This is a genomic window from Paenibacillus vandeheii (genome assembly GCF_030433635.1).
In the GTDB taxonomy this organism is placed as follows: domain Bacteria; phylum Bacillota; class Bacilli; order Paenibacillales; family Paenibacillaceae; genus Paenibacillus; species Paenibacillus vandeheii.
Window position 1 is genome coordinate 21,468 of the sequence record NZ_JAROCD010000023.1, and the last position, 22,264, is coordinate 43,731.

The 22,264-nt window shown below is 45.7% G+C and carries 25 protein-coding genes and 1 other annotated feature; all 25 genes read right to left on the reverse strand.

Annotation, left to right across the window (positions count from 1 at the left end; translation table 11 throughout):
* Positions 1-18: 18 nt before the first annotated feature.
* Positions 19-216, reverse strand: coding sequence for a 50S ribosomal protein L29 (rpmC, locus tag P5G61_RS30085; RefSeq protein WP_017692083.1), 198 nt, complete (start codon positions 214-216; stop codon positions 19-21).
* Positions 206-640, reverse strand: a complete 435-nt coding sequence (rplP, locus tag P5G61_RS30090) for a 50S ribosomal protein L16 (RefSeq protein ID WP_024633581.1) — start codon at positions 638-640, stop codon at positions 206-208. The genes rpmC and rplP overlap by 11 nt, the downstream gene beginning before the upstream one ends.
* 2 nt (positions 641-642) lie before the next feature.
* Positions 643-1,308, reverse strand: a complete 666-nt coding sequence (gene rpsC / locus P5G61_RS30095; protein WP_024633582.1) for a 30S ribosomal protein S3 — start codon at positions 1,306-1,308, stop codon at positions 643-645.
* 15 nt (positions 1,309-1,323) lie between these two features.
* The gene (gene rplV / locus P5G61_RS30100) at positions 1,324-1,656 is read right to left on the reverse strand and encodes a 50S ribosomal protein L22 (RefSeq protein ID WP_024633583.1); all 333 of its coding nucleotides are present in this window, start codon (positions 1,654-1,656) and stop codon (positions 1,324-1,326) included.
* A 35-nt stretch (positions 1,657-1,691) separates the two neighbouring features.
* The gene (gene rpsS / locus P5G61_RS30105) at positions 1,692-1,970 is read right to left on the reverse strand and encodes a 30S ribosomal protein S19 (protein WP_301249827.1); all 279 of its coding nucleotides are present in this window, start codon (positions 1,968-1,970) and stop codon (positions 1,692-1,694) included.
* A gap of 71 nt (positions 1,971-2,041) precedes the next feature.
* The gene (gene rplB, locus P5G61_RS30110) at positions 2,042-2,872 is read right to left on the reverse strand and encodes a 50S ribosomal protein L2 (protein WP_024633585.1); all 831 of its coding nucleotides are present in this window, start codon (positions 2,870-2,872) and stop codon (positions 2,042-2,044) included.
* Positions 2,873-2,902: 30 nt separating this feature from the next.
* Positions 2,903-3,193 carry a 50S ribosomal protein L23 gene (gene rplW / locus P5G61_RS30115; RefSeq protein ID WP_024633586.1) on the reverse strand — a complete coding sequence of 97 codons (291 nt, stop codon included), beginning with the start codon at positions 3,191-3,193 and terminating at the stop codon, positions 2,903-2,905.
* Positions 3,193-3,816 carry a 50S ribosomal protein L4 gene (gene rplD, locus P5G61_RS30120; protein WP_301249828.1) on the reverse strand — a complete coding sequence of 208 codons (624 nt, stop codon included), beginning with the start codon at positions 3,814-3,816 and terminating at the stop codon, positions 3,193-3,195. The genes rplW and rplD overlap by 1 nt, the downstream gene beginning before the upstream one ends.
* A 25-nt stretch (positions 3,817-3,841) precedes the next feature.
* Positions 3,842-4,465 carry a 50S ribosomal protein L3 gene (gene rplC / locus P5G61_RS30125; RefSeq protein ID WP_024633587.1) on the reverse strand — a complete coding sequence of 208 codons (624 nt, stop codon included), beginning with the start codon at positions 4,463-4,465 and terminating at the stop codon, positions 3,842-3,844.
* Positions 4,466-4,511: 46 nt separating this feature from the next.
* Positions 4,512-4,820 carry a 30S ribosomal protein S10 gene (rpsJ, locus tag P5G61_RS30130; protein ID WP_017692074.1) on the reverse strand — a complete coding sequence of 103 codons (309 nt, stop codon included), beginning with the start codon at positions 4,818-4,820 and terminating at the stop codon, positions 4,512-4,514.
* 439 nt (positions 4,821-5,259) lie between these two features.
* The gene (gene tuf, locus P5G61_RS30135; RefSeq protein ID WP_024633588.1) at positions 5,260-6,450 is read right to left on the reverse strand and encodes an elongation factor Tu; all 1,191 of its coding nucleotides are present in this window, start codon (positions 6,448-6,450) and stop codon (positions 5,260-5,262) included.
* A gap of 97 nt (positions 6,451-6,547) precedes the next feature.
* On the reverse strand, positions 6,548-8,626 hold the full coding sequence (gene fusA / locus P5G61_RS30140) for an elongation factor G (protein ID WP_301249830.1): 2,079 nt from the start codon (positions 8,624-8,626) through the stop codon (positions 6,548-6,550).
* 47 nt (positions 8,627-8,673) lie between these two features.
* The gene (gene rpsG / locus P5G61_RS30145) at positions 8,674-9,144 is read right to left on the reverse strand and encodes a 30S ribosomal protein S7 (RefSeq protein WP_024633590.1); all 471 of its coding nucleotides are present in this window, start codon (positions 9,142-9,144) and stop codon (positions 8,674-8,676) included.
* A gap of 87 nt (positions 9,145-9,231) precedes the next feature.
* Positions 9,232-9,654 carry a 30S ribosomal protein S12 gene (gene rpsL, locus P5G61_RS30150; protein ID WP_056697677.1) on the reverse strand — a complete coding sequence of 141 codons (423 nt, stop codon included), beginning with the start codon at positions 9,652-9,654 and terminating at the stop codon, positions 9,232-9,234.
* 152 nt (positions 9,655-9,806) lie between these two features.
* Positions 9,807-10,055 carry a ribosomal L7Ae/L30e/S12e/Gadd45 family protein gene (locus P5G61_RS30155; protein WP_024633591.1) on the reverse strand — a complete coding sequence of 83 codons (249 nt, stop codon included), beginning with the start codon at positions 10,053-10,055 and terminating at the stop codon, positions 9,807-9,809.
* A 215-nt stretch (positions 10,056-10,270) separates the two neighbouring features.
* Positions 10,271-13,885, reverse strand: coding sequence for a DNA-directed RNA polymerase subunit beta' (gene rpoC, locus P5G61_RS30160; protein WP_301249831.1), 3,615 nt, complete (start codon positions 13,883-13,885; stop codon positions 10,271-10,273).
* Between the two features lie 112 nt (positions 13,886-13,997).
* The gene (gene rpoB / locus P5G61_RS30165) at positions 13,998-17,543 is read right to left on the reverse strand and encodes a DNA-directed RNA polymerase subunit beta (protein ID WP_301249832.1); all 3,546 of its coding nucleotides are present in this window, start codon (positions 17,541-17,543) and stop codon (positions 13,998-14,000) included.
* 393 nt (positions 17,544-17,936) lie between these two features.
* The gene (locus P5G61_RS30170; RefSeq protein WP_301249853.1) at positions 17,937-18,554 is read right to left on the reverse strand and encodes a class I SAM-dependent methyltransferase; all 618 of its coding nucleotides are present in this window, start codon (positions 18,552-18,554) and stop codon (positions 17,937-17,939) included.
* A gap of 96 nt (positions 18,555-18,650) precedes the next feature.
* Positions 18,651-19,013, reverse strand: coding sequence for a 50S ribosomal protein L7/L12 (gene rplL / locus P5G61_RS30175; RefSeq protein WP_301249834.1), 363 nt, complete (start codon positions 19,011-19,013; stop codon positions 18,651-18,653).
* A gap of 71 nt (positions 19,014-19,084) precedes the next feature.
* Positions 19,085-19,588: a 50S ribosomal protein L10 gene (gene rplJ / locus P5G61_RS30180; RefSeq protein WP_301249836.1), complete on the reverse strand. Its 504-nt coding sequence runs from the start codon at positions 19,586-19,588 to the stop codon at positions 19,085-19,087.
* Positions 19,589-19,611: 23 nt separating this feature from the next.
* Positions 19,612-19,759 (reverse strand) — a sequence feature (ribosomal protein L10 leader region).
* Between the two features lie 67 nt (positions 19,760-19,826).
* Positions 19,827-20,519: a 50S ribosomal protein L1 gene (gene rplA / locus P5G61_RS30185; RefSeq protein ID WP_024633597.1), complete on the reverse strand. Its 693-nt coding sequence runs from the start codon at positions 20,517-20,519 to the stop codon at positions 19,827-19,829.
* Between the two features lie 95 nt (positions 20,520-20,614).
* A complete protein-coding gene (gene rplK / locus P5G61_RS30190) occupies positions 20,615-21,040 on the reverse strand; it encodes a 50S ribosomal protein L11 (RefSeq protein WP_053779217.1) in 426 nt (141 codons plus the stop codon).
* A gap of 68 nt (positions 21,041-21,108) precedes the next feature.
* Positions 21,109-21,642, reverse strand: a complete 534-nt coding sequence (gene nusG / locus P5G61_RS30195; protein ID WP_024633599.1) for a transcription termination/antitermination protein NusG — start codon at positions 21,640-21,642, stop codon at positions 21,109-21,111.
* 22 nt (positions 21,643-21,664) lie between these two features.
* On the reverse strand, positions 21,665-21,856 hold the full coding sequence (secE, locus tag P5G61_RS30200; protein WP_053779219.1) for a preprotein translocase subunit SecE: 192 nt from the start codon (positions 21,854-21,856) through the stop codon (positions 21,665-21,667).
* Positions 21,857-21,877: 21 nt separating this feature from the next.
* Entirely contained in the window at positions 21,878-22,027 is a 150-nt protein-coding gene (gene rpmG / locus P5G61_RS30205; RefSeq protein ID WP_072735843.1) for a 50S ribosomal protein L33, read from the reverse strand.
* Positions 22,028-22,264: the final 237 nt, after the last annotated feature.

Sequence of the window (22,264 nt, forward strand, 5' to 3'; positions counted from 1 at the left end):
TATACATCCGATCCCTAATTAACCGATTCCCAATTCTCTTTCACGGATAATGGTTTTAGCACGAGCTATTTCTTTCCGCACATCACGGATTCGAGTCGGGTTATCCAGCTGACCGGTAGCGAGTTGAAAGCGGAGGTTAAAGAGTTCTTCTTTAAATCCGGCAATCTTTTGCTCGATTTCAGCAGAGGTTAGGTTGCGAAATTCACTAGCTTTCATTTGCTTCACCACCCAATTCTTCACGTTTCACAAACTTCGTTTTGATTGGCAGTTTGTGAGCGGCAAGACGCATTGCTTCGCGTGCAACATCCTCCGGTACACCAGCAAGTTCAAACATGATCTTACCTGGTTTCACAACTGCAACCCATTTTTCTACGTTACCTTTACCGCTACCCATCCGAACCTCGAGAGGCTTTTGAGTGATTGGTTTGTCTGGGAAGATTTTGATCCAAACTTTACCACCACGTTTGATGTAACGAGTCATCGCGATACGAGCCGCTTCGATTTGACGGTTCGTAATCCAAGCCGGTTCCGTAGCTTGCAGACCGTACTCGCCAAAGTTCAGCGTAGTTCCGCCTTTAGCTTGGCCCTTCATATGTCCACGTTGTTGCTTACGGTGTTTTACACGTTTTGGTACCAACATGATTAGTTGCCTCCTTCCTTAGCAGCTTGTTTCTTAGCCGTAGGAAGAACCTCTCCACGATAGATCCATACTTTTACGCCGATACGGCCGTAAGTTGTATGAGCCTCTGCTGTACCGTAGTCGATGTCGGCACGAAGCGTGTGCAGTGGAACAGTTCCTTCGCTGTAGCCTTCCGAACGAGCAATCTCAGCTCCGCCAAGACGTCCGCCCACTTGAGTTTTAATACCTTTAGCACCAGAGCGCATTGTTCTTTGAATAGCTTGTTTCAGAGCACGACGGAAAGAAACACGACGTTCCAATTGTTGTGCAATGCTTTCAGCTACCAGGATTGCGTCCAGGTCTTGGTTCTTAATTTCAGAAATGTTGATGTGTACTTTTTTACCGCCTGCGATTTTCGTAATTTGATTACGCAGATTTTCAACTTCCGAACCACCCTTACCGATAACCATACCTGGTTTCGCAGTGTGAATCGTTACGTTTACGCGGTTAGCCGCTCTCTCGATTTCAACACGAGACATAGCGGAGTCTTTCAATTTATTTTTCAGGAATTCACGAATTTTTACGTCTTCCATCAAAAGATCGCCGAAGTCTTTACCTGCATACCACTTAGATTCCCAGTCACGGATAATTCCGACACGGAGTCCGACTGGATTTACCTTTTGGCCCACACATTTCCCCTCCTTCTACTTTTCAGATACCACCAAAGTGATGTGGCTAGTACGTTTGTTAATACGACTTGCACGTCCCATTGCACGAGGGCGGAAACGTTTCATTGTCGGTCCTTGGTTCACGTAAGCTTGCGAGATAACCAAGTTATTAACATCCAAAGAATAGTTATGTTCCGCATTCGCAATAGCGGAATTAAGCAACTTCTCAACGATAGGAGAAGCGGATTTCGGAGTGTGACGGAGAATGGCAACCGCCTCACCTACTTGCTTGCCGCGAATCAAGTCAACAACGAGTTGAACTTTACGAGGAGCAATCCGGATAAACTTAGCATGTGCTTTTGCTTCCATTGTGTAACCTCCTCTCAAACATTAAAGATATTCATTTATCTTCTTGTTTTCTTATCATCATCAGTATGGCCTTTGTACGTACGGGTTGGAGCGAACTCACCCAGTTTGTGTCCGACCATGTCCTCAGTTACATACACTGGCACGTGTTTACGACCATCGTAAACGCCAAATGTGTGTCCGATGAATTGCGGGAAAATTGTAGAACGACGGGACCAGGTTTTGATAACGTTCTTCTTACCTGAAGTTTCCATCTCTTCTACCTTTTTGAGCATGTAGCCATCAATGAATGGCCCTTTTTTCAAACTGCGACCCATGTGGAGATCCTCCCTTCAAACGTAGCTATTATGCATCCGCAGATGCCTCACGAAGTTATGCACAGTGTGTATTACTTCGTGCGGCGGCGAATGATGTATTTATCAGAAGCTTTATTTTTCTTACGCGTTTTGTAACCAAGAGTAGGTTTACCCCATGGTGACATTGGCGATTTACGTCCGATTGGAGCACGACCTTCACCACCACCGTGTGGGTGATCGTTAGGGTTCATTACTACACCACGAACCTCAGGACGTTTACCCAACCAACGGCTACGACCGGCTTTACCGATTTTGATGAGCTCGTGGTCTTGGTTACCAACAGATCCGATTGTCGCGCGGCAAACTTTCAAAATACGACGAACTTCTCCGGAAGAAAGACGAACGGAAACGTATTTTTCTTCTTTACCAAGCAATTGAGCTTCTGTACCAGCAGCACGAACCAATTGTCCGCCTTTGCCTGGTTTCAACTCGATGTTGTGGATAACAGTACCTACTGGAATATTTTCGAGTGGCAATGCGTTTCCGATTTTGATGTCTGATTCAGGTCCGGAGAATACTTGATCTCCAACTTTCAAACCTTTAGGAGCGATGATATAACGTTTTTCACCATCAGCATAGTGAATCAGAGCGATGTTAGATGTACGGTTCGGGTCATACTCAATCGTAGCAACGCGGCCCGGTATTCCATCTTTAGTACGTTTGAAGTCGATAATACGGTATTTACGTTTGTGTCCACCACCATGGTGACGAACTGTAATTTTACCTTGGTTGTTGCGGCCTGCTTGTTTGCTCAATGGGGCCAACAACGATTTCTCCGGCTGATCTGTGGTGATTTCCTCAAATGTAGAAACGGACATGTTCCGTCTTGCCGGGGAAGTTGGTTTATACTTTTTGATTGGCACTGGGTTTCCCTCCTTACTTCAAAAATTCAATTATACAGTTTCAAAGAACTCAAGCGTTTTGCTGTCTTGTGTCAGCGTTACAAACGCTTTTTTCCATTCGCTAGTATATCCGGAATAACGTCCGTACCGTTTTGGCTTAGCTGGAACACGAAGCGTGTTCACGTTTTTCACTTTTACGTTGAAAATAGCTTCCACGGCTTTCTTGATCTCGGTTTTGTTTGCACGGATATCGACTTCAAATACATATTTCAAGTCATTCATCATGTCAGCAGTACGTTCCGTAATAATCGGACGTTTTACAATATCACGAGGATCCTTCATTACGCGAGCACCTCCTCTACCTTCTGAACTGCTTCTTTCGTAATGATCAGTTTGTCGTGCGAAAGCACGTCAAGAACATTAATGCCGTCAGCAGCTACGAATTTCACGCCTGGAATATTCCGTGCGGAAAGAGCTACATTATCATCATAGCTAGGAGCTACGATCAAAGCCTTACGTCCCACTTTGAGGTTACTCAAGATGGCTGCGAATTCTTTAGTTTTAGGCGTATTCAACGTTAGAGCGTCTAAAACGATAATGTCATTGTCAAGCACTTTGGATGAAAGGGCTGATTTGATCGCCAAACGGCGAACTTTCTTAGGCAGTTTATACGCATAGCTCCGTGGTGTTGGACCAAATACGATACCGCCGCCTTTCCACTGTGGTGAACGAATTGAACCTTGACGAGCGCGACCTGTACCTTTTTGTTTCCAAGGCTTACGTCCGCCGCCACGTACTTCAGAACGTCCTTTTACTTTGTGGGTACCTTGACGAAGGGAAGCGCGTTGCATAAGAACTGCATCGTACAGAACGTGTTGGTTCGGCTCAATTCCGAAAACCGCATCGTTCAATTCAACTTCGCCTACTTGGCTACCATCTACATTGTAAACTGATACTTTTGGCATTTTGTGTTCCTCCTTTCTTCAGTGGTTATTTTTTCACCGTTTCTTTAACTTTAATGAGACTGTTTTTCGGTCCAGGAATGGAACCTTTCACGAGCAACACGTTACGCTCAGCGTCTACTTTAACTACTTCAAGACGTTGGATTGTAACAGTATCATGTCCCATGTGTCCTGGCAGGCGTTTGCCTTTAGGAACGCGGTTAGCTTGGATCGAACCCATTGAACCAGGGCCACGGTGGTAACGCGAACCGTGTGACATAGGTCCAGTGCTTTGTCCCCAACGTTTGATAACGCCGGCAAAACCTTTACCTTTAGAAATACCCGTTACGTCAACGAATTCACCTTCAGCGAAAATGTCAGCTTTCAGTTCTTGGCCAACTTCATATTCTGCGATGTTGATACCGCGAACTTCACGAACGTAGCGCTTAGGGGCAGTGTTCGCTTTTTTAGCGTGACCTGCTTCTGGCTTGTTAGCATTTTTCTCTTTCTTATCGGAGTAACCGATTTGAATTGCTTCGTAGCCATCGTTCTCAATGTCTTTCTTTTGCAAAACAACACAAGGGCCTGCTTCGATAACCGTTACTGGTACAACGTTACCCTCAGGTGTAAATACTTGAGTCATTCCGAGTTTTTTTCCTAAGATTGCTTTCATGTTGACACCTCTTTTCCTTTATACATGGTCTTTGTTGTAGCTTGTATTACAATTTAATTTCGATATCTACACCGGACGGCAGATCCAAGCGCATCAAGGCATCCACAGTTTGTGGAGTCGGGTTGACGATGTCGATCAAACGCTTATGTGTGCGTTGTTCGAATTGTTCCCGAGAATCCTTGTACTTGTGCACCGCACGAAGAATAGTAATGATTTGTTTTTCAGTAGGAAGCGGAATCGGACCGGATACACCTGCACCCGAACGTTTTGCTGTTTCAACAATTTTCTCCGCGGATTGATCAAGAATTCTGTGGTCGTAAGCTTTCAAACGAATACGAATTTTTTGCTTTGCCATTTTAGTCCCTCCTTCTATCGCCCAATTTTTTATCGGACATACTCCGTGAAAATTTTCTAGCCACTCTCCCATGGCAAAGGGGCCGGGTGTGCCAGTAACCTCTCACATCATCGCAACGTCACAGAACAACATTCATTATTATATAGAAAAGATGGGCTTATTGCAAGCATATTTAAGAAAAACATTTAAACTAATCTTTTCGAGTGAAATGAATTTGTTTAATGTGTTGTTTTCCCACTCTATACTAGCTGCCTTAACCAATCTTTCTTTACAATTCCGAATGAAGGTTCAAACCTTATGACGCAGGTTCCGAAACTATTACATAATAAAAGAGTTCTCTATCCGATGTCGGATAAAGAACTCTTCCGAAGCTTCGTTACAGTACAATGTTACTCGTTCCAGTACACTGTTGCATATGCTTACTCAGCGTTAAGCTGAATTATTTTTGGATGCTTGCTACAGAACCGGCACCTACTGTACGTCCGCCTTCACGAATGGAGAACTTAGTTCCTTCTTCAATCGCGATTGGGGAAATCAAGGAAACAGTAACAGTGATGTTATCACCAGGCATTACCATTTCAGTACCTTCAGGCAAGTTAATGATGCCTGTTACGTCAGTTGTACGGAAGTAGAACTGTGGACGGTAACCAGTGAAGAATGGTTTGTGACGTCCGCCCTCTTCTTTAGTCAGAACGTAGATTTGAGCTGTGAATTCTGTGTGAGGCTTAACAGAACCCGGTTTTGCCAAAACTTGTCCACGCTCGATTTGAGTACGATCAACACCACGCAGCAATGCGCCGATGTTGTCACCCGCTTGAGCGGAATCCAGCAATTTACGGAACATCTCAACGCCCGTAACTACGGATTTTTTAGTTTCTTCAGTAATACCAACGATTTCGATCTCTTCGCCGACTTTAACAGTACCACGCTCTACACGACCTGTAGCAACAGTACCACGACCAGTGATGGAGAATACGTCCTCGACAGGCATCAAGAAAGGTTTGTCAGTTTGACGCTCAGGCAGTGGGATGTACGTATCGATTTCTTTAAACATCTCAACGATTTTTTGAGCCCACTCACCATCAGGGTTTTGCAGAGCTTCACGAGCGGATCCACGAGTGATTGGAGTATCATCACCTGGGAACTCATATTCGTTAAGAAGGTCGCGAACTTCCATCTCAACCAATTCCAACAACTCTTCGTCTTCAACCATGTCACATTTGTTCAAGAATACAACAATGTAAGGTACGCCTACTTGACGGGAGAGCAAGATGTGCTCACGAGTTTGTGGCATTGGGCCGTCAGCTGCGGATACTACCAAGATAGCTCCGTCCATTTGTGCCGCGCCAGTGATCATGTTTTTAACATAGTCGGCGTGACCTGGGCAGTCTACGTGAGCGTAGTGACGAGTGTCAGTTTCGTATTCAACGTGTGATGTAGAAATTGTGATACCGCGTTCGCGCTCTTCTGGAGCTTTATCGATTTGATCGAATGCGATTGCTGCGCCACCGTAAGTTTTGGACAATACAGTTGTGATTGCAGCAGTCAGAGTTGTTTTACCATGGTCAACGTGACCGATAGTACCAATGTTAACGTGGGGTTTATTACGTTCGTATTTAGCCTTTGCCATTTGAACGTGGCCTCCTTAAAATTATAATTTTATGTTTTCACTAAATGAAGTGCAAAGAATACATGACTCTTATGCACTTTCACTCAATGAGAGAAAACTACTCGGTTCCTTTTGTTTTGGCAACAATCTCTTCAGCGATGCTCTTAGGAACTTCTTCATAGTGAGAAAGCTCCATGGAGAATACGCCGCGTCCTTGAGTACCGGAACGAAGAGTTGTAGAGTATCCGAACATTTCAGACAAAGGTACTTTAGCACGGATGATTTGGGCTCCACTACGGGAATCCATACCTTCGATGCGGCCACGACGGGAGTTAAGCATACCCATAACGTCACCCATGTACTCTTCTGGAACGGTTACTTCTACTTTCATGATAGGCTCAAGCAGAACCGGCTTACATTTGTCTTTCGCAGCTTTCAGCGCCATCGATCCGGCAATTTTAAATGCCATCTCGTTGGAATCGACATCATGGTAAGATCCGTCTACGATTGTAGCCTTAACGTCAACAAGCGGGAAGCCTGCGATAACGCCGTTTTTCATTTGCTCTTCGATCCCTGCAAGAGCTGGTTGAATGTATTCTCTTGGAACAGAACCACCGACAACCTTACTTTCGAACTGGCTGCCTGTACCTGCCTCGAGAGGTTCGAACTCAACCCATACGTGACCGTATTGACCACGACCACCGGATTGACGAACGAATTTACCTTCAACGCGCGCTGGTGCACGGAAAGTTTCACGGTAAGCTACTTGTGGTTTACCCACAGTAGTTTCAACCTTGAATTCACGACGCATACGGTCGATGATGATATCAAGGTGAAGCTCACCCATACCTGCCAAGATTGTTTGGCCTGTTTCTTCGTCAGTATGAGCGCGAAGAGTTGGATCCTCTTCTGTCAACTTACCGAGAGCAACACCCATTTTGTCTTGGTCAGCTTTGGTTTTAGGTTCAACGGCGATTTCGATAACCGGATCAGGGAAGTTCATTGACTCCAGGATAACCGGATTTTTCTCATCACACAGTGTATCACCTGTACCCGTATCTTTCAAACCTACAGCAGCTGCAATGTCACCGGAGTAAACTTCAGTGATCTCTTGACGGCTGTTCGCATGCATTTGAAGGATACGACCGATACGCTCACGTTTGTTTTTAGTTGCATTCAATACGTAAGATCCGGATTGAAGAACACCGGAGTAAACGCGGAAGAATGTCAATTTACCAACGTAAGGGTCAGTCATGATTTTGAAGGCCAATGCGGAGAAAGGCTCTTCATCGGATGACTTACGAATTGCTTCAGTTCCATCTTCAAGATGACCCGTGATAGATGGAACGTCTGTTGGAGCCGGCAAGTAGTCGATAACAGCATCCAACATCAGTTGAACACCTTTGTTACGATACGAGGATCCACAGATAACCGGGAAGATCTTAACATCAACAACACCTTTACGGAGGGCCGCTTTGATCTCATCAATAGTGATCTCTTCGCCTTCCAGGTATTTCATTGTCAAATCTTCGTCGAGTTCTGCAACACGCTCAACCAATTCATTACGGAGTTCTGCAACTTGCTCAACAAATTCCGCAGGAATTTCGATTTCTTCGATATCTTGTCCCAGGTCATCTTTGTACATATGAGCCTTTTGTGCAACGATATCAATGATGCCTTTGAAATCATTTTCAGCACCGATCGGAAGTTGAATCGCAACTGCGTTCGCTTGAAGGCGATCACGCATGTCAGACACAACGTTCAGGAAGTCAGCACCGATGATATCCATTTTGTTTACGTAAGCGATACGAGGTACGCCGTACTTATCAGCCTGTCTCCATACGGTTTCGGACTGAGGCTCAACGCCTTCTTTCGCACTGAATACACCAACTGCTCCGTCCAATACACGAAGGGAACGTTCAACTTCAACAGTGAAGTCAACGTGTCCCGGGGTATCAATGATGTTAACGCGGTGGCCTTTCCAAGCAGCGGTAGTCGCAGCGGAAGTAATTGTAATTCCGCGTTCCTGTTCCTGTTCCATCCAGTCCATTGTCGCAGCGCCTTCGTGTACTTCACCGATTTTGTGCGTACGTCCTGTGTAGAACAAGATCCGCTCAGTTGTCGTGGTTTTACCCGCATCAATATGAGCCATGATCCCGATATTACGTGTATTTTTCAAGGAGAACTCTCTTGCCATGAAATGGGTCTCCCTTCAAAATTGAAGTTATTATTGTGAACCGAATCCTACCAACGGTAGTGAGCAAACGCTTTGTTCGCTTCAGCCATTTTATGCGTATCTTCACGTTTTTTAACGGAAGCGCCTGTGTTGTTGGAAGCGTCGATGATCTCAGCCGCCAAACGCTCTTCCATTGTTTTCTCACCGCGGTTGCGGGAGTAGTTCACGAGCCAACGTAATCCCAAAGCAGTACGTCTCTCTGGTTTTACCTCGATTGGTACTTGGTAGTTGGCACCGCCGACACGGCGAGCTTTAACTTCCAGGACTGGCATGATATTTTTGATTGCTGCTTCAAATACTTCCATAGGGTCATTACCCGTACGTTCTTGAATCAACTTGAACGCATTATACAGAATGCTTTGAGCAACACCGCGTTTTCCGTCGAGCATGATGCGATTGATCAAACGAGTAACCAGCTTGCTGCTGTATACCGGATCTGGCAACACGTCTCTTTTCGTAACTGGACCTTTGCGTGGCATGGATATCCCCCTTTCTTTCTTCATGAGCACATCCTACACCTCCTGGGATTAACCCAGAAGATATTCAGGACTGCTACTTATAATATTTTAGGCTTTTTTAGCTTTTGGACGTTTAGCACCGTATTTCGAACGAGCTTGCATACGGTTGTTCACGCCTGCAGTATCAAGAGCTCCGCGAACGATGTGATAACGAACCCCTGCAAGGTCTTTAACTTTACCTCCACGGATCAACACAACACTGTGCTCTTGAAGGTTATGTCCGATACCCGGGATATAAGCAGTTACCTCGAGACGGTTCGTCAAACGAACACGGGCATACTTACGAAGTGCAGAGTTTGGTTTACGTGGAGTCATTGTACCTACACGAGTGCAGACACCACGTTTTTGTGGGGCACTGATGTTGGTTGATTCACGTTTCAAAGCATTGAACCCTTTTTGCAAAGCTGGTGATTTGGATTTATCAACTTTAGCTTGACGTCCTTTACGTACCAGTTGGTTAATAGTTGGCATGTGATTGCCACCCCCTTCCTCAATTTTTCATGTTTCTTTATAAACCTCTTACGCTAAGTCCACAGACCCAGGCGGTTCATAAAAAGACAAATGAAAAGTTTTTGCCTTGGAGAATCCCTAAAAGTTCTCGGACAAAAACGTTCCTTACCGTATCATTTTACGACAGCAGCCATTGCTGCTCCTACTCCAATCCCGCAAGCTTTGCCGAGATTTTTCATTGTGTCCACTTTCGTGCACTTCACATTGTGTTGTTCACACAAAGCAATGATTTTGGAAGTAAGCTGCGGATCACAATCTTCAGCCACATAAACTTCAGAAGCCATACCTGTCTGAACCATCCGCGTGGTCTGTTTGGTACCTATTTTGACATGAGCATCTTGCAGACCTTTTTCATTAGACATTGTTCATTCCTCCGAATAGGACCAAATACAATCAGCTACTCACGCACCTTTGATATATTAGCATCTAGCGTAAGCAATGTCAATGCTAATCCTAAAACATTTTATTTAAAGTTTTGCCTCACCGGGAAACGTCCTTCTGTATGAAACAGTCGTCGCCTCCCGGCGCACAAAACTTTAGTTCACCCTTTTAATAAGGATGAGTCTAGTTAAATATCTTAATCAACCGAAACTGGCTCAAGCTCTTCTACCGAAGATTGGCCATCTTCCGGCTCGGCAAATTTGATGCTGCGGTAACGGTGCATACCTGTACCTGCAGGAATCAGTTTACCGATGATTACATTCTCTTTCAGACCGAGCAGCTGATCGACTTTACCTTTGATCGCTGCATCTGTCAGTACACGTGTAGTCTCTTGGAACGAAGCCGCAGAGAGGAAGGAGTCTGTTTCCAGGGATGCTTTCGTAATACCGAGCAGGATTGGTTTCGCAACCGCTGGCTCTTTATCACTCAGAATCGCTGCCTTGTTAGCTCTTTCGTACTCATGCGTATCCACGAACGATCCTGGCAACAACGTAGTGTCCCCTGCATCGACGATACGGATTTTACGCAACATTTGACGGATCATAACTTCAACGTGTTTGTCATTGATTTCTACGCCTTGGTTACGGTATACGCGTTGTACTTCCTGCAAAATGTAGTTCTGTACGCCACGTACGCCTTTAATGCGCAGCATTTCTTTTGGATCGATAGAACCATCTGTCAACTCGTCGCCTGCTTCAATTTCCATGCCTTCGCTAACGCGTACACGGGAACCGTAGGTAACAGAATAAACTTTGGATTCTGCTTCACCTTGAATTTCAATTTCGCGACGATCTTTCGCTTCGCGAATTTCTTTAACAACACCGTCGATCTCACTGATTGTTGCTTGACCCTTAGGATTACGAGCCTCAAACAACTCCTGAATACGCGGCAAACCTTGCGTAATATCGTCTCCGGCTACACCACCGGTATGGAATGTACGCATTGTCAGCTGTGTTCCTGGCTCACCAATGGATTGTGCTGCGATAATACCAACTGCTTCACCGATCTCCACATGTTTACCAGTCGCCAAGTTACGACCATAACATTTCTTGCAGACACCGTGACGGGCACGGCAGCTAAGCACGGAGCGAATTTGCAATTTGGTTACGCCAGCTTTGATGATTGCTTCAGCTTTATCAGAGTCAATCAGCTCATTACGGTGTGCAATAATTTCTTTTGTTTCCGGATGACGAACAGTCTCGAAGCAGTATCTGCCTTCAATACGGTCGTAGAGATCCTCAATAACCTCTTTACCATCCTGGATGCGGCTTACCGTAAATCCTTTATCAGTACCACAATCATCTTCACGCACGATCACGTCTTGCGCCACGTCTACGAGACGACGAGTCAGGTAACCCGAATCCGCTGTCCGCAGAGCCGTATCGGCCAAACCTTTACGCGCTCCGTGAGTCGAGATAAAGTACTCGAGTACCGTCAGACCTTCACGGAAGTTCGATTTGATTGGGAGTTCGATGATTCGACCGGATGGGTTGGCCATCAGACCACGCATACCGCCCAATTGGGTGATTTGCGATTTGTTCCCCCGTGCTTTGGAGTCAACCATCATCATGATGGAGTTGTAACGATCCATCGATTTCATCAGAATCTCGGTGATATCATCTTTCGATTTCGACCAGATATCAATGATGCGGTCATAGCGCTCTTCGTTCGTAATCAGACCACGACGGTATTGATTCGTAACGATTTGTGCTTTTTCCTCAGACTGTCTGAGAATTTCAAACTTCTCAGGCGGAACGATAACATCCGACACCGCTACAGTAATACCGGCACGAGTAGAGTATGTGAATCCAAGTTGTTTGATTTTATCCAAAATAACGGCTGTTTCCGTTGTATGATAAATTTCAAAACAACGTGCGATGATAGAACCGAGATATTCTTTGCCGACGCCGCCAGCCAATGGAGCATTCATGATCGCTTCTCTAAGGTCAGCACCCTTCTCATAAACAAATGAATGCTCAGCTGTACCCTGGTAGAGGTTCGCACGAGTTGCATCATTGATGTAAGGGAAGCTTGCCGGGAAGATTTCATTAAAGATGATTTTGCCGATGGTAGTCAGCATCATTGCATCTTGTTGCTCATCGGTGAAGATGGTTTTGCCAAGTGCTCTAACCGGAATGGCTACACGTGCATGTAAACCTGCAGTACCGCGTTGGTACGCGGATACAGCTTCGTTAACCGTACGCAAGATCATGCCTGTTCCCTTTTCTTCCTTGTTGTCCATGGTCAGGTAGTAAGAACCAAGCACCATATCCTGGGAAGGGGTTACAACCGGTTTACCGTCTTTCGGGTTCAAAATGTTACCTGATGCAAGCATCAAAATACGTGCTTCCGCTTGAGCTTCAGCGGACAGTGGAACGTGCACGGCCATTTGGTCACCGTCAAAGTCGGCATTGTACGCCGTACAAACGAGCGGGTGAAGACGAATCGCTTTACCTTCAACGAGAATCGGTTCAAATGCTTGAATACCGAGACGGTGAAGCGTAGGGGCACGGTTCAGAAGAACCGGATGCTCCTTGATTACTTCTTCAAGAACATCCCATACTTCAGGACTTACACGCTCAACCTTACGTTTAGCGCTCTTGATGTTGTGGGCAAGCCCTTTATTTACAAGCTCTTTCATAACAAAAGGCTTGAACAGTTCAAGTGCCATATCTTTAGGCAGACCACACTGATACATTTTCAGATAAGGTCCAACTACGATAACGGAACGACCAGAATAGTCAACCCGTTTACCGAGCAAGTTCTGACGGAAACGTCCTTGTTTACCTTTCAGCATATGGCTGAGAGATTTCAATGGACGGTTACCAGGACCAGTTACAGGGCGTCCACGACGGCCGTTGTCGATTAATGCGTCAACAGCTTCCTGCAGCATCCGTTTTTCATTTTGCACGATAATGTCTGGCGCGCCCAAATCAAGCAAACGTTTCAGACGGTTGTTCCGGTTAATTACACGGCGATACAGGTCATTCAGGTCAGACGTTGCAAAACGTCCACCATCCAACTGTACCATCGGACGAAGCTCCGGCGGGATAACAGGAAGTACATCCATGATCATCCATTCAGGTTTATTACCCGAGTTGCGGAATGCTTCGATTACTTCCAGACGTTTGATAGCACGGTTACGACGTTGTCCTTGAGCAGTGCGAAGCTCTTCCTTAAGGAATTCAAGCTCTTTGTCAATATCAAGGTCTTGAAGCAATTTTTTAACTGCTTCTGCGCCCATACCAGCCTGGAACCCGTATCCGTATTTCTCACGGTAGCTGCGGTATTCTTTCTCGGACAACAGCTGTTTTTTCTCCAGTGGAGTTTCTCCTGGATCAGTTACTACATATGATGCAAAATAAATAATCTCCTCGAGAGATCTTGGAGACATATCCAAAGCGAGACCCATGCGGCTCGGAATACCTTTGAAGTACCAGATATGCGATACCGGAGCAGCGAGCTCAATATGGCCCATCCGTTCGCGGCGTACTTTCGCACGTGTGACTTCAACGCCACAGCGATCACAGACAACGCCTTTATAACGGACGCGTTTGTATTTACCGCAATGACATTCCCAGTCTTTTGTAGGGCCAAAAATCTTTTCGCAGAATAGCCCTTCTTTTTCCGGTTTCAACGTACGATAGTTGATCGTTTCCGGTTTTTTCACTTCTCCGCGGGACCAAGAACGAATTTTTTCTGGGGAAGCAAGCCCGATCTTCATGTATTCGAAATTGTTGACGTCCAACAAGGAGCAACCCTCCTTAACCAAGTCCTGTATTCTAGGTTACGCCCCCTCCGGCCGAAGCCGGAGCAAGACGCGAGCCTGATGAAAAGCGCCGGTCATCATGCGCCCGAAGCGGTTATTCCGCTCCGACCTCTGTACCCTCAAGGTTGAGGCTGAGCTTATCGCTCGCAGCGTCATCTTCATCGTCCATTTCTTTCATTTCAATCTCTTGCTCATCTTCGCTCAAAATCTTGACATCCATACCCAAGCTTTGCAGCTCTTTGATCAATACTTTGAATGATTCAGGAACACCTGGTTCTGGAACATTCTCGCCTTTGACAATGGATTCATACGTTTTCACCCGACCTACAACATCATCGGACTTAACCGTCAGGATCTCTTGCAGTGTATACGCGGCACCGTAAGCCTCAAGCGCCCATACTTCCATCTCCCCGAAACGTTGTCCACCGAACTGGGCTTTACCACCCAGAGGCTGTTGTGTAACGAGTGAGTAAGGACCTGTGGAACGAGCATGGATTTTATCGTCAACCATGTGCGCCAGCTTGATCATATGCATGACGCCAACAGTAACTTCACGTTCGAACTCTTCACCGGTACGACCATCATACAGAACGGTCTTACCATTACGCTGCATACCTGCTTCTTCCATCGTATCGAAGACGTCATACTCCTTCGCTCCGTCGAATACAGGAGTTGCTACGTGAATACCAAGCTGCATGGCTGCCATACCCAAGTGAACTTCAAGCACTTGACCGATGTTCATACGGGAAGGAACGCCCAGCGGGTTAAGAACGATTTGAACTGGTGTACCGTCCGGCAGGAAAGGCATATCTTCTTCCGGCAGGATACGAGCCACGACCCCTTTGTTACCGTGACGTCCGGCCATTTTATCACCCTCGGAAATTTTCCGTTTTTGAGCAATATAGACACGAACGAGCTGGTTAACACCTGGAGGCAGTTCATCACCGTTTTCACGGGTAAAGACTTTTACATCGACTACGATACCGTCAGTACCGTGAGGTACACGCAGGGAAGTATCACGTACTTCACGTGCTTTCTCACCGAAGATCGCATGCAGGAGACGTTCTTCTGCAGTCAGTTCCGTTACACCTTTTGGTGTTACTTTACCAACCAGAATGTCACCAGCACTGATTTCTGCACCGATACGGATAATACCGCGCTCATCCAGATTACGCAACGCTTCTTCCCCAACGTTAGGGATATCACGCGTGATCTCTTCAGGTCCGAGCTTTGTATCACGTGCTTCAGACTCATACTCCTCGATATGGATAGATGTGTAGACATCTTCCTTCACGAGTTTTTCGCTGAGCAGGATCGCATCCTCGTAGTTGTAACCTTCCCAAGTCATGAAGGCAACAACGACGTTACGTCCCAGTGCCAACTCACCCATTTCCGTCGAAGGACCGTCTGCAAGGATGTCGCCAGCTTTTACAACAGCACCTCTTTTGACAATCGGACGTTGGTTAATGCATGTTCCTTGGTTCGAACGCATAAATTTGTGTAATTTATATTTAACGATATCGCCTTTGACTTCTTGACCATCGACTTCTTCAACACGACGCAACCAAATCTCATTCGCAGAAGAACGTTCAATAATCCCGTCATATTTGGAGACAATACATACACCGGAGTCTTTTGCGGCTTTATGTTCCATACCTGTACCAACAAGCGGTGCTTTTGGAATCAAGAGTGGAACGGCCTGCCGCTGCATGTTCGATCCCATAAGTGCACGGTTGGAGTCATCGTTCTCAAGGAACGGAATGAGCGCTGTAGCGACAGATACAACTTGCTTAGGAGATACGTCCATGTAGTCAACACGTTCACTCGGCATCGTAAGGATGTTATCCGATTGCTTGTTATAACGTACAATGATCGCTTCTTCTTCAAATGTACTGTCTTCATTCAGCTTCGCATTCGCTTGAGCGATTACATAGTTGTCCTCTTCGTCTGCTGTCAAGTAATCGATCTGCTCGGTTACGACACCAGTCTTCGGATCTACCCAACGATAAGGAGCTTCAATGAAACCATATTCGTTCACACGGGCAAATGTAGACAGGGAGTTGATCAAACCAATGTTTGGTCCCTCTGGCGTCTCGATCGGACACATCCGGCCATAGTGGGATGGATGCACGTCACGGACTTCCATGCCTGCACGCTCACGTGTCAAACCACCTGGTCCGAGTGCGGACAGACGGCGTTTATGCGTCAACTCACCCAGCGGGTTCGTTTGATCCATAAACTGTGACAATTGGGAGCTACCGAAGAACTCTTTAATGGATGCGATAACAGGACGTATGTTAATCAGAGCCTGAGGCGTGATTACGTTAGCATCCTGAATGGACATTCTCTCACGAACTACACGTTCCATACGGGATAAACCGATACGGAATTGGTTCTGCAAGAGTTCACCAACCGAGCGAAGACGACGGTTACCCAGATGATCGATATCATCCGTGCTTCCGATGCCATGCAGAAGGTTAAGGAAGTAACTGATGGAGGAAATGATGTCAGCCGGTGTAACGTTCTTCACTGATTTATCAATGTTTGCATTGGCAATCAGTTTAACGACTTTACCATCCTCAATCGGTGAAAACACATCAATCGTTTGCATTGGGATATCATTGGCATCCAAAACGCCGTTAGCGACGTGATATGTGCGGAAACCAACACTGTTCTCCAACTGCGGCATGATTTCATCCAACAGACGACGGTCTATCATTTGACCTGCTTCGGCAATAATTTCACCGGTTTCGGTATCCACAAGAGACTCAGCCAAACGTTGGTTGAACAAGCGGTTCTTGATGTGAAGCTTTTTGTTGATTTTGTAACGACCCACATTAGCAAGGTCATAACGTTTTGGATCAAAGAAACGAGCGACAAGCAAGCTTTTCGCGTTATCAAGCGTTGGCGGCTCGCCCGGACGAAGACGCTCATAAATCTCAATCAGCGCTTTCTCCGTAGAATCGGTATTGTCTTTGTCCAGCGTGTTGCGGATATATTCGTCATTACCGAGCAGATCCAGAATCTCAGCGTCTGTGCCAAAACCAAGTGCACGCAGGAGAACCGTCACCGGTATTTTACGTGTGCGGTCGATCCGGACGTAAACAACATCCTTCGCGTCCATCTCCAGTTCGAGCCAAGCGCCGCGGTTAGGAATAACTGTAGCGGTATACGTTTTTTTGGCGTTTTTATCTACTTTGGTACTGAAGTAAACGCTAGGAGAGCGAACCAACTGGCTGACAATAACCCGTTCCGCACCATTAATAATAAATGTGCCGGTGTCGGTCATCAGCGGGAAATCTCCCATGAATACTTCCTGCTCTTTGACTTCGCCGGTTTCCTTATTAATGAGCCGGACTTTGACCCGAAGCGGTGCTGCATAAGTAACGTCACGCTCTTTCGCGTCGTCTACTGTATACTTCGGTTCACCGAGACTGTAGTCGATAAATTCCAAAATCAAGTTACCTGTAAAATCCTGGATCGGCGAGATATCCTGGAACATTTCGCGCAACCCTTCCTCCAAAAACCAATCGTAAGATTTTTGTTGGATTTCAATCAGGTTCGGAACTTCGAGTATCTCGTTAATTCGTGCATAACTGCGCCGAGTGCGTCGACCATATTGAACAAGATGTCCTGCCAACTTAAACTCACCCCTCAATGTCTACTCACTTTAAAAATTTCGTTGCGAACCTCTGTTTGTAACCTTATAATGGTACACATACAGAGCAAAGCAATGCATCCACAAATAAAGAAAAGCCCTTACTCGAATGTCGTTCGAAAAAAGAGCAACTTTGATCGGCGGATGTCTTTCCAAATCATACTTATCCCCAGTTTGCCCAAAATGTACATATTATACGCCAAACGTAGGCATAATAAGCCCGTTCGGCGCAAAAAAAGGTTGACATTTTTAGTTAGCTAAAGCCAAGTAGGGCATCTTAATACTGACATTTTACAATAATAACACGACCTGAATTTCAAGTCAATAGTCCTATTGCAAAAAAAATGCTCCCCTGCTTACTTTACAAATCAGGATTTAGCCTAAATGCTCTTCTTCCATTTTTACCGCTTTGAAAATTCGGTAGCCTTTATCCTTCGTTACTTCCTCCACTCGTCCAAAGAGAGATTCCAGCTTCGCTTTTGCCGAAGGTGCTCCCTGCTTTTTCTGAATGACAATCCATAACGCTCCGCCCACCTTCAAATGACGATATGCCTGTTCAAAGATCATATGCACAGTTTCTTTACCCGCACGGATCGGAGGATTGGTCAGAATCGCGTCAAAGTCTTCCTTCTTAACTTCAGCCAGAAGATCGCTTTGCATAACGGTTACATTCGATATGCCATTCGCTTTTGCATTTTCCCTGGAAAGCTCTACTGCTCTCTCATTGATATCGATCATGGTGACATGTCCATCCGGTACAAGTTTAGCTGCGGTAAGACCAATCGGCCCATACCCGCAACCCACATCCAGTACATAAGCTCCAGCAGTCAACTCTATAGCATCAATTAGCACTCTGCTGCCGTAATCGATTCCGTTTTTGGAAAATACCCCTGCATCCGTAACGAGTCGTAATTTCCATCCGCGTAGCTCCGCTTCTGTAGCCCGTCTGTCATGTGCCACCTGCGGTTTGTCCGAATAATAATGATTGGACATGTCCTCACTCACTTTCCATTTACAATTACAGCAACAAACCCCTTGATATAAGTCAAGGGGTTTGTTGTTTTGTTCATTTAGCTAATGAAAGCCAAATTATTTAACTTCGATTGTAGCGCCTGCTTCTTCAAGCTTAGCTTTAACCGTTTCTGCTTCTTCTTTGCTAACTTTTTCTTTCAATGCTTTTGGAGCATTGTCAACTACTTCTTTTGCTTCTTTCAGGCCAAGACCTGTGATTTCGCGAACTGCTTTGATAACGTTGATTTTGGATGCACCAGCGCTAGTCAAGATTACGTCGAACTCGGATTGCTCAGCTTCTGCAGCAGCAGCGCCTGCACCTGCAACAGCTACTGGAGCTGCAGCAGTTACGCCGAATTCTTCTTCGATTGCTTTAACGAGATCGTTCAGTTCCAGTACAGTCATGCCTTTGATTGCTTCCAAGATTTGCTCTTTACTCATGATTGAACCTCCATATATAATATTATTTTTTTTATTTCATTACTGCCTAAGCAGCATTTAGATCAAGTTGCTTACGCGCCTTGTTCTTCTTTTTCTGCAACTGCTTTAACCGCAAGCGCGAAGTTGCGCACTGGCGCTTGAAGCACGCTGAGGAGCATGGAGAGGAGACCTTCGCGGGATGGCAATTCTGCCAACGCTTTGACTTCTTCTACTCCAATTACGCGACCTTCTACAACTGCACCTTTCAATTCCAGTGCATCGTTCTTTTTCGCGAAGTCGTTCAGAATTTTGGCTGGAGCCACAACGTCGTCTACGCTGAATGCAATTGCACTAGGACCTGTCAGTACTTCATTAAGTTCTGACAGTTCTGCTGCAGCTGCTGCGCGGCGAAGCAACGAGTTTTTCAGCACTTGGAATTCGATTCCGGCTTCACGAAGCTGCTTACGCAGCTCAGTTACTTGGGCAACGTTCAATCCGCGATAGTCAACAACAACGGTCGTAGCGCTCTCGCGCAATTTTGCTGTTACTGCATCAACGGACTCTTGTTTTGCTTGAATCACTTTTGCGTTTGCCAAACTGTACACCTCCTGATCAAATTTATCCCATTAAGAAAAGCCTCCGTAGAATCACGAAGGCTTGATATATACTCATAACCGATTTGCATCGTTCTAAGTTCTATAATCACACCTCGGCAGGAAATTAAGCCATATGGCACCTACTGTCTACGGCAAGCATATTCAAATGTCAACGGTCAGTCACTCGGACTCACAACTTTTATAGAATATCAGAACAGGACAAGCCTGTCAAGAAATATTATCTAAAAGATGCTGCGTTCACGCGTGCGCCAGGGCCCATCGTGGAAGAAAGACTTACATTCTTCAGATAAACACCTTTTGCTGCCGCCGGTTTAGCACGAGTCAAAGCATCCATGAGAGCTTTAAGGTTCTCATTCAGTTGCTCTGCAGAGAAAGAAGCTTTACCGATCGGTGCATGAATTTGACCTGCACGATCCAGACGATATTCGATTTTACCGGCTTTAATTTCTTGAACAGCCTTGGATACATCGAAAGTTACCGTTCCGGCTTTAGGGTTAGGCATCAGACCTTTACCGCCGAGCAGACGGCCCAATTTACCCACTTCACTCATCATATCCGGTGTCGCTACGCAGACGTCGAATTCGAACCAGCCTTGTTGAATTTTGTTGATCATGTCTGCATCACCAACATAATCCGCGCCAGCCGCTTCCGCTTCTTTCGCTTTGTCACCTTTTGCAAATACCAATACGCGTTGTGTTTTACCTGTGCCGTGTGGCAAGACAACAACACCACGTACGGCCTGGTCTTGTTTACGTGGGTCTACGCCCAAGCGTACTGCTGCTTCGATCGTTTCATCGAATTTTGCAGTGGCTGCCTTCTTCACAAGCTCTACAGCTTCAGAAGGCTCGTAAGTTGCTTCGCTGTCGATCAGCTTAGCAGCTTCCAGGTATTTTTTACCGTGTTTAGCCATGTTATATTCCTCCTTTGTGGTGTTAGCGGATATACCTCCCACATCAACCGGCCGCGAATCGGCCGGCTTTACGAAGCCATGTTTCAGATGAAAAATTAGTCTTCGATGGTGATACCCATGCTGCGGGCAGTACCTTCGACCATACGCATAGCGGACTCAACGTTCGCTGCATTCAGGTCAGGCATTTTTTGTTCCGCGATTTGACGTACCGCATCACGTTTAACGGTAGCGACTTTTTTCTTGTTCGGTTCGCCAGATCCTTTTTCTACTTTAGCTGCCACTTTCAACAGAACTGCTGCTGGTGGAGTTTTAGTAATGAAAGTAAAGGAACGGTCTTCGAATACTGTGATTTCAACAGGAATAATCAATCCCGCTTGATCGGCTGTACGAGCGTTGAACTCTTTACAGAATGCCATGATGTTGACACCTGCTTGACCCAAAGCTGGACCTACCGGAGGCGCTGGATTCGCTTTACCTGCTGGAATTTGCAGTTTTACCATTTTGATTACCTTTTTTGCCATGATTGACACCTCCTTGCAAAATAGTGGTTAACGGGCCTCTCAGCCCTCCCACAAGAAACTTGAAGAAACTATATCTTCTCCACTTGCGTGTATTCCAACTCAAGCGGTGTTTCCCGCCCAAACATGTTCACGTGCACTTTCAACTTGCTTTTGTCTACCAAAATTTCTTCCACGGAGCCCACAAAATTCGCAAAAGGACCAACTTTAATACGTACGGATTCCTTAATATCGAATTCAATTTTAGGCTTCGGCTCAACCATGCCCATATGCTTCAGAATTTGTTCCACTTCTTCAGGCAGCAAGGCTGTTGGCTTGGACCCGGAACCTGTCGAACCGACAAATCCCGTAACACCTGGTGTGTTGCGAACAACATACCAAGAGTCATCCGTCTGGACCATTTCGACCAAGACATAACCGGGGTAAACTTTACGCATAACGGTTTTTTTCTTACCGTCTTTGTTCACCACTTCTTCTTCCATAGGAACAAGAACGCGGAAAATCTTGTCTTCCATGCCCATGGACTCTACGCGTTTTTCCAAATTGGCTTTGACCTTATTCTCATACCCTGAATAGGTATGAACGACGTACCATCTTTTTTCCATATCAAGCCACCTGGGACCCTTCTTAAATAATCGCTTCGATCACAGCGGAGATGCCGATATCAATGACCCAAAAAAACAGCGTCATAACCACAACAGTACCAAGAACGATCAATGTGTAGTTGGTCAGCTCTTTACGATTAGGCCAGCGAACTTTTTTAAGTTCAGCCCAGCTTTCAGAGAAAAAGGAAATCAGAGATTTGAAACTACGTTTCACGCCGACTACACCTCCAAAAAACTATCTGGTTTCGCGATGAGAAGTCTGCTCGTTACAAAACTTGCAAAATTTCTTCATCTCCATGCGGTCGGGGTGATTACGCTTGTTTTTCGTCGTAGTGTAATTTCTTTGTTTGCAGTTCGTACAAGCCAAAGTAATAATTACCCGCATGATGTACACCTCCCGAAGACTTCCACATTGAAGCGGAGTCTCTAAATTGATCCTAAAAAAAAGCCGCGAATTTAGGCCTACCTAAAACACTTTATCATATGGGTATAACCCTGTCAATGAAAGAATAGCCTTTCATGTTTGGGTAAAAGTTCCTTGCAAACACATTTGGTTTCGCATCTCTGTTTTTTCTCTTCTCCTGCATGGACCAAGCGATTACTAGTATAATCATTCTTTTAC

Coding starts and splice junctions, on each gene's coding strand:
- rpmC (WP_017692083.1), bottom strand. CDS start 216: ATGAAAGCTAGTGAATTTCGCAACCTAACCTCTGCTGAAATCGAGCAA.
- rplP (WP_024633581.1), bottom strand. CDS start 640: ATGTTGGTACCAAAACGTGTAAAACACCGTAAGCAACAACGTGGACAT.
- rplV (WP_024633583.1), bottom strand. CDS start 1,656: ATGGAAGCAAAAGCACATGCTAAGTTTATCCGGATTGCTCCTCGTAAA.
- rpsS (WP_301249827.1), bottom strand. CDS start 1,970: ATGGGTCGCAGTTTGAAAAAAGGGCCATTCATTGATGGCTACATGCTC.
- rplW (WP_024633586.1), bottom strand. CDS start 3,193: ATGAAGGATCCTCGTGATATTGTAAAACGTCCGATTATTACGGAACGT.
- rplD (WP_301249828.1), bottom strand. CDS start 3,816: ATGCCAAAAGTATCAGTTTACAATGTAGATGGTAGCCAAGTAGGCGAA.
- rplC (WP_024633587.1), bottom strand. CDS start 4,465: ATGAAAGCAATCTTAGGAAAAAAACTCGGAATGACTCAAGTATTTACA.
- rpsJ (WP_017692074.1), bottom strand. CDS start 4,820: ATGGCAAAGCAAAAAATTCGTATTCGTTTGAAAGCTTACGACCACAGA.
- tuf (WP_024633588.1), bottom strand. CDS start 6,450: ATGGCAAAGGCTAAATACGAACGTAATAAACCCCACGTTAACATTGGT.
- fusA (WP_301249830.1), bottom strand. CDS start 8,626: ATGGCAAGAGAGTTCTCCTTGAAAAATACACGTAATATCGGGATCATG.
- rpsG (WP_024633590.1), bottom strand. CDS start 9,144: ATGCCACGCAAAGGTCCAGTTACGAAAAGAGACGTGTTGCCAGATCCG.
- rpsL (WP_056697677.1), bottom strand. CDS start 9,654: ATGCCAACTATTAACCAACTGGTACGTAAAGGACGTCAAGCTAAAGTT.
- P5G61_RS30155 (WP_024633591.1), bottom strand. CDS start 10,055: ATGTCTAATGAAAAAGGTCTGCAAGATGCTCATGTCAAAATAGGTACC.
- P5G61_RS30170 (WP_301249853.1), bottom strand. CDS start 18,554: ATGTCCAATCATTATTATTCGGACAAACCGCAGGTGGCACATGACAGA.
- rplL (WP_301249834.1), bottom strand. CDS start 19,013: ATGAGTAAAGAGCAAATCTTGGAAGCAATCAAAGGCATGACTGTACTG.
- rplA (WP_024633597.1), bottom strand. CDS start 20,519: ATGGCTAAACACGGTAAAAAATACCTGGAAGCTGCTAAGCTGATCGAC.
- rplK (WP_053779217.1), bottom strand. CDS start 21,040: ATGGCAAAAAAGGTAATCAAAATGGTAAAACTGCAAATTCCAGCAGGT.
- nusG (WP_024633599.1), bottom strand. CDS start 21,642: ATGGAAAAAAGATGGTACGTCGTTCATACCTATTCAGGGTATGAGAAT.
- rpmG (WP_072735843.1), bottom strand. CDS start 22,027: ATGCGGGTAATTATTACTTTGGCTTGTACGAACTGCAAACAAAGAAAT.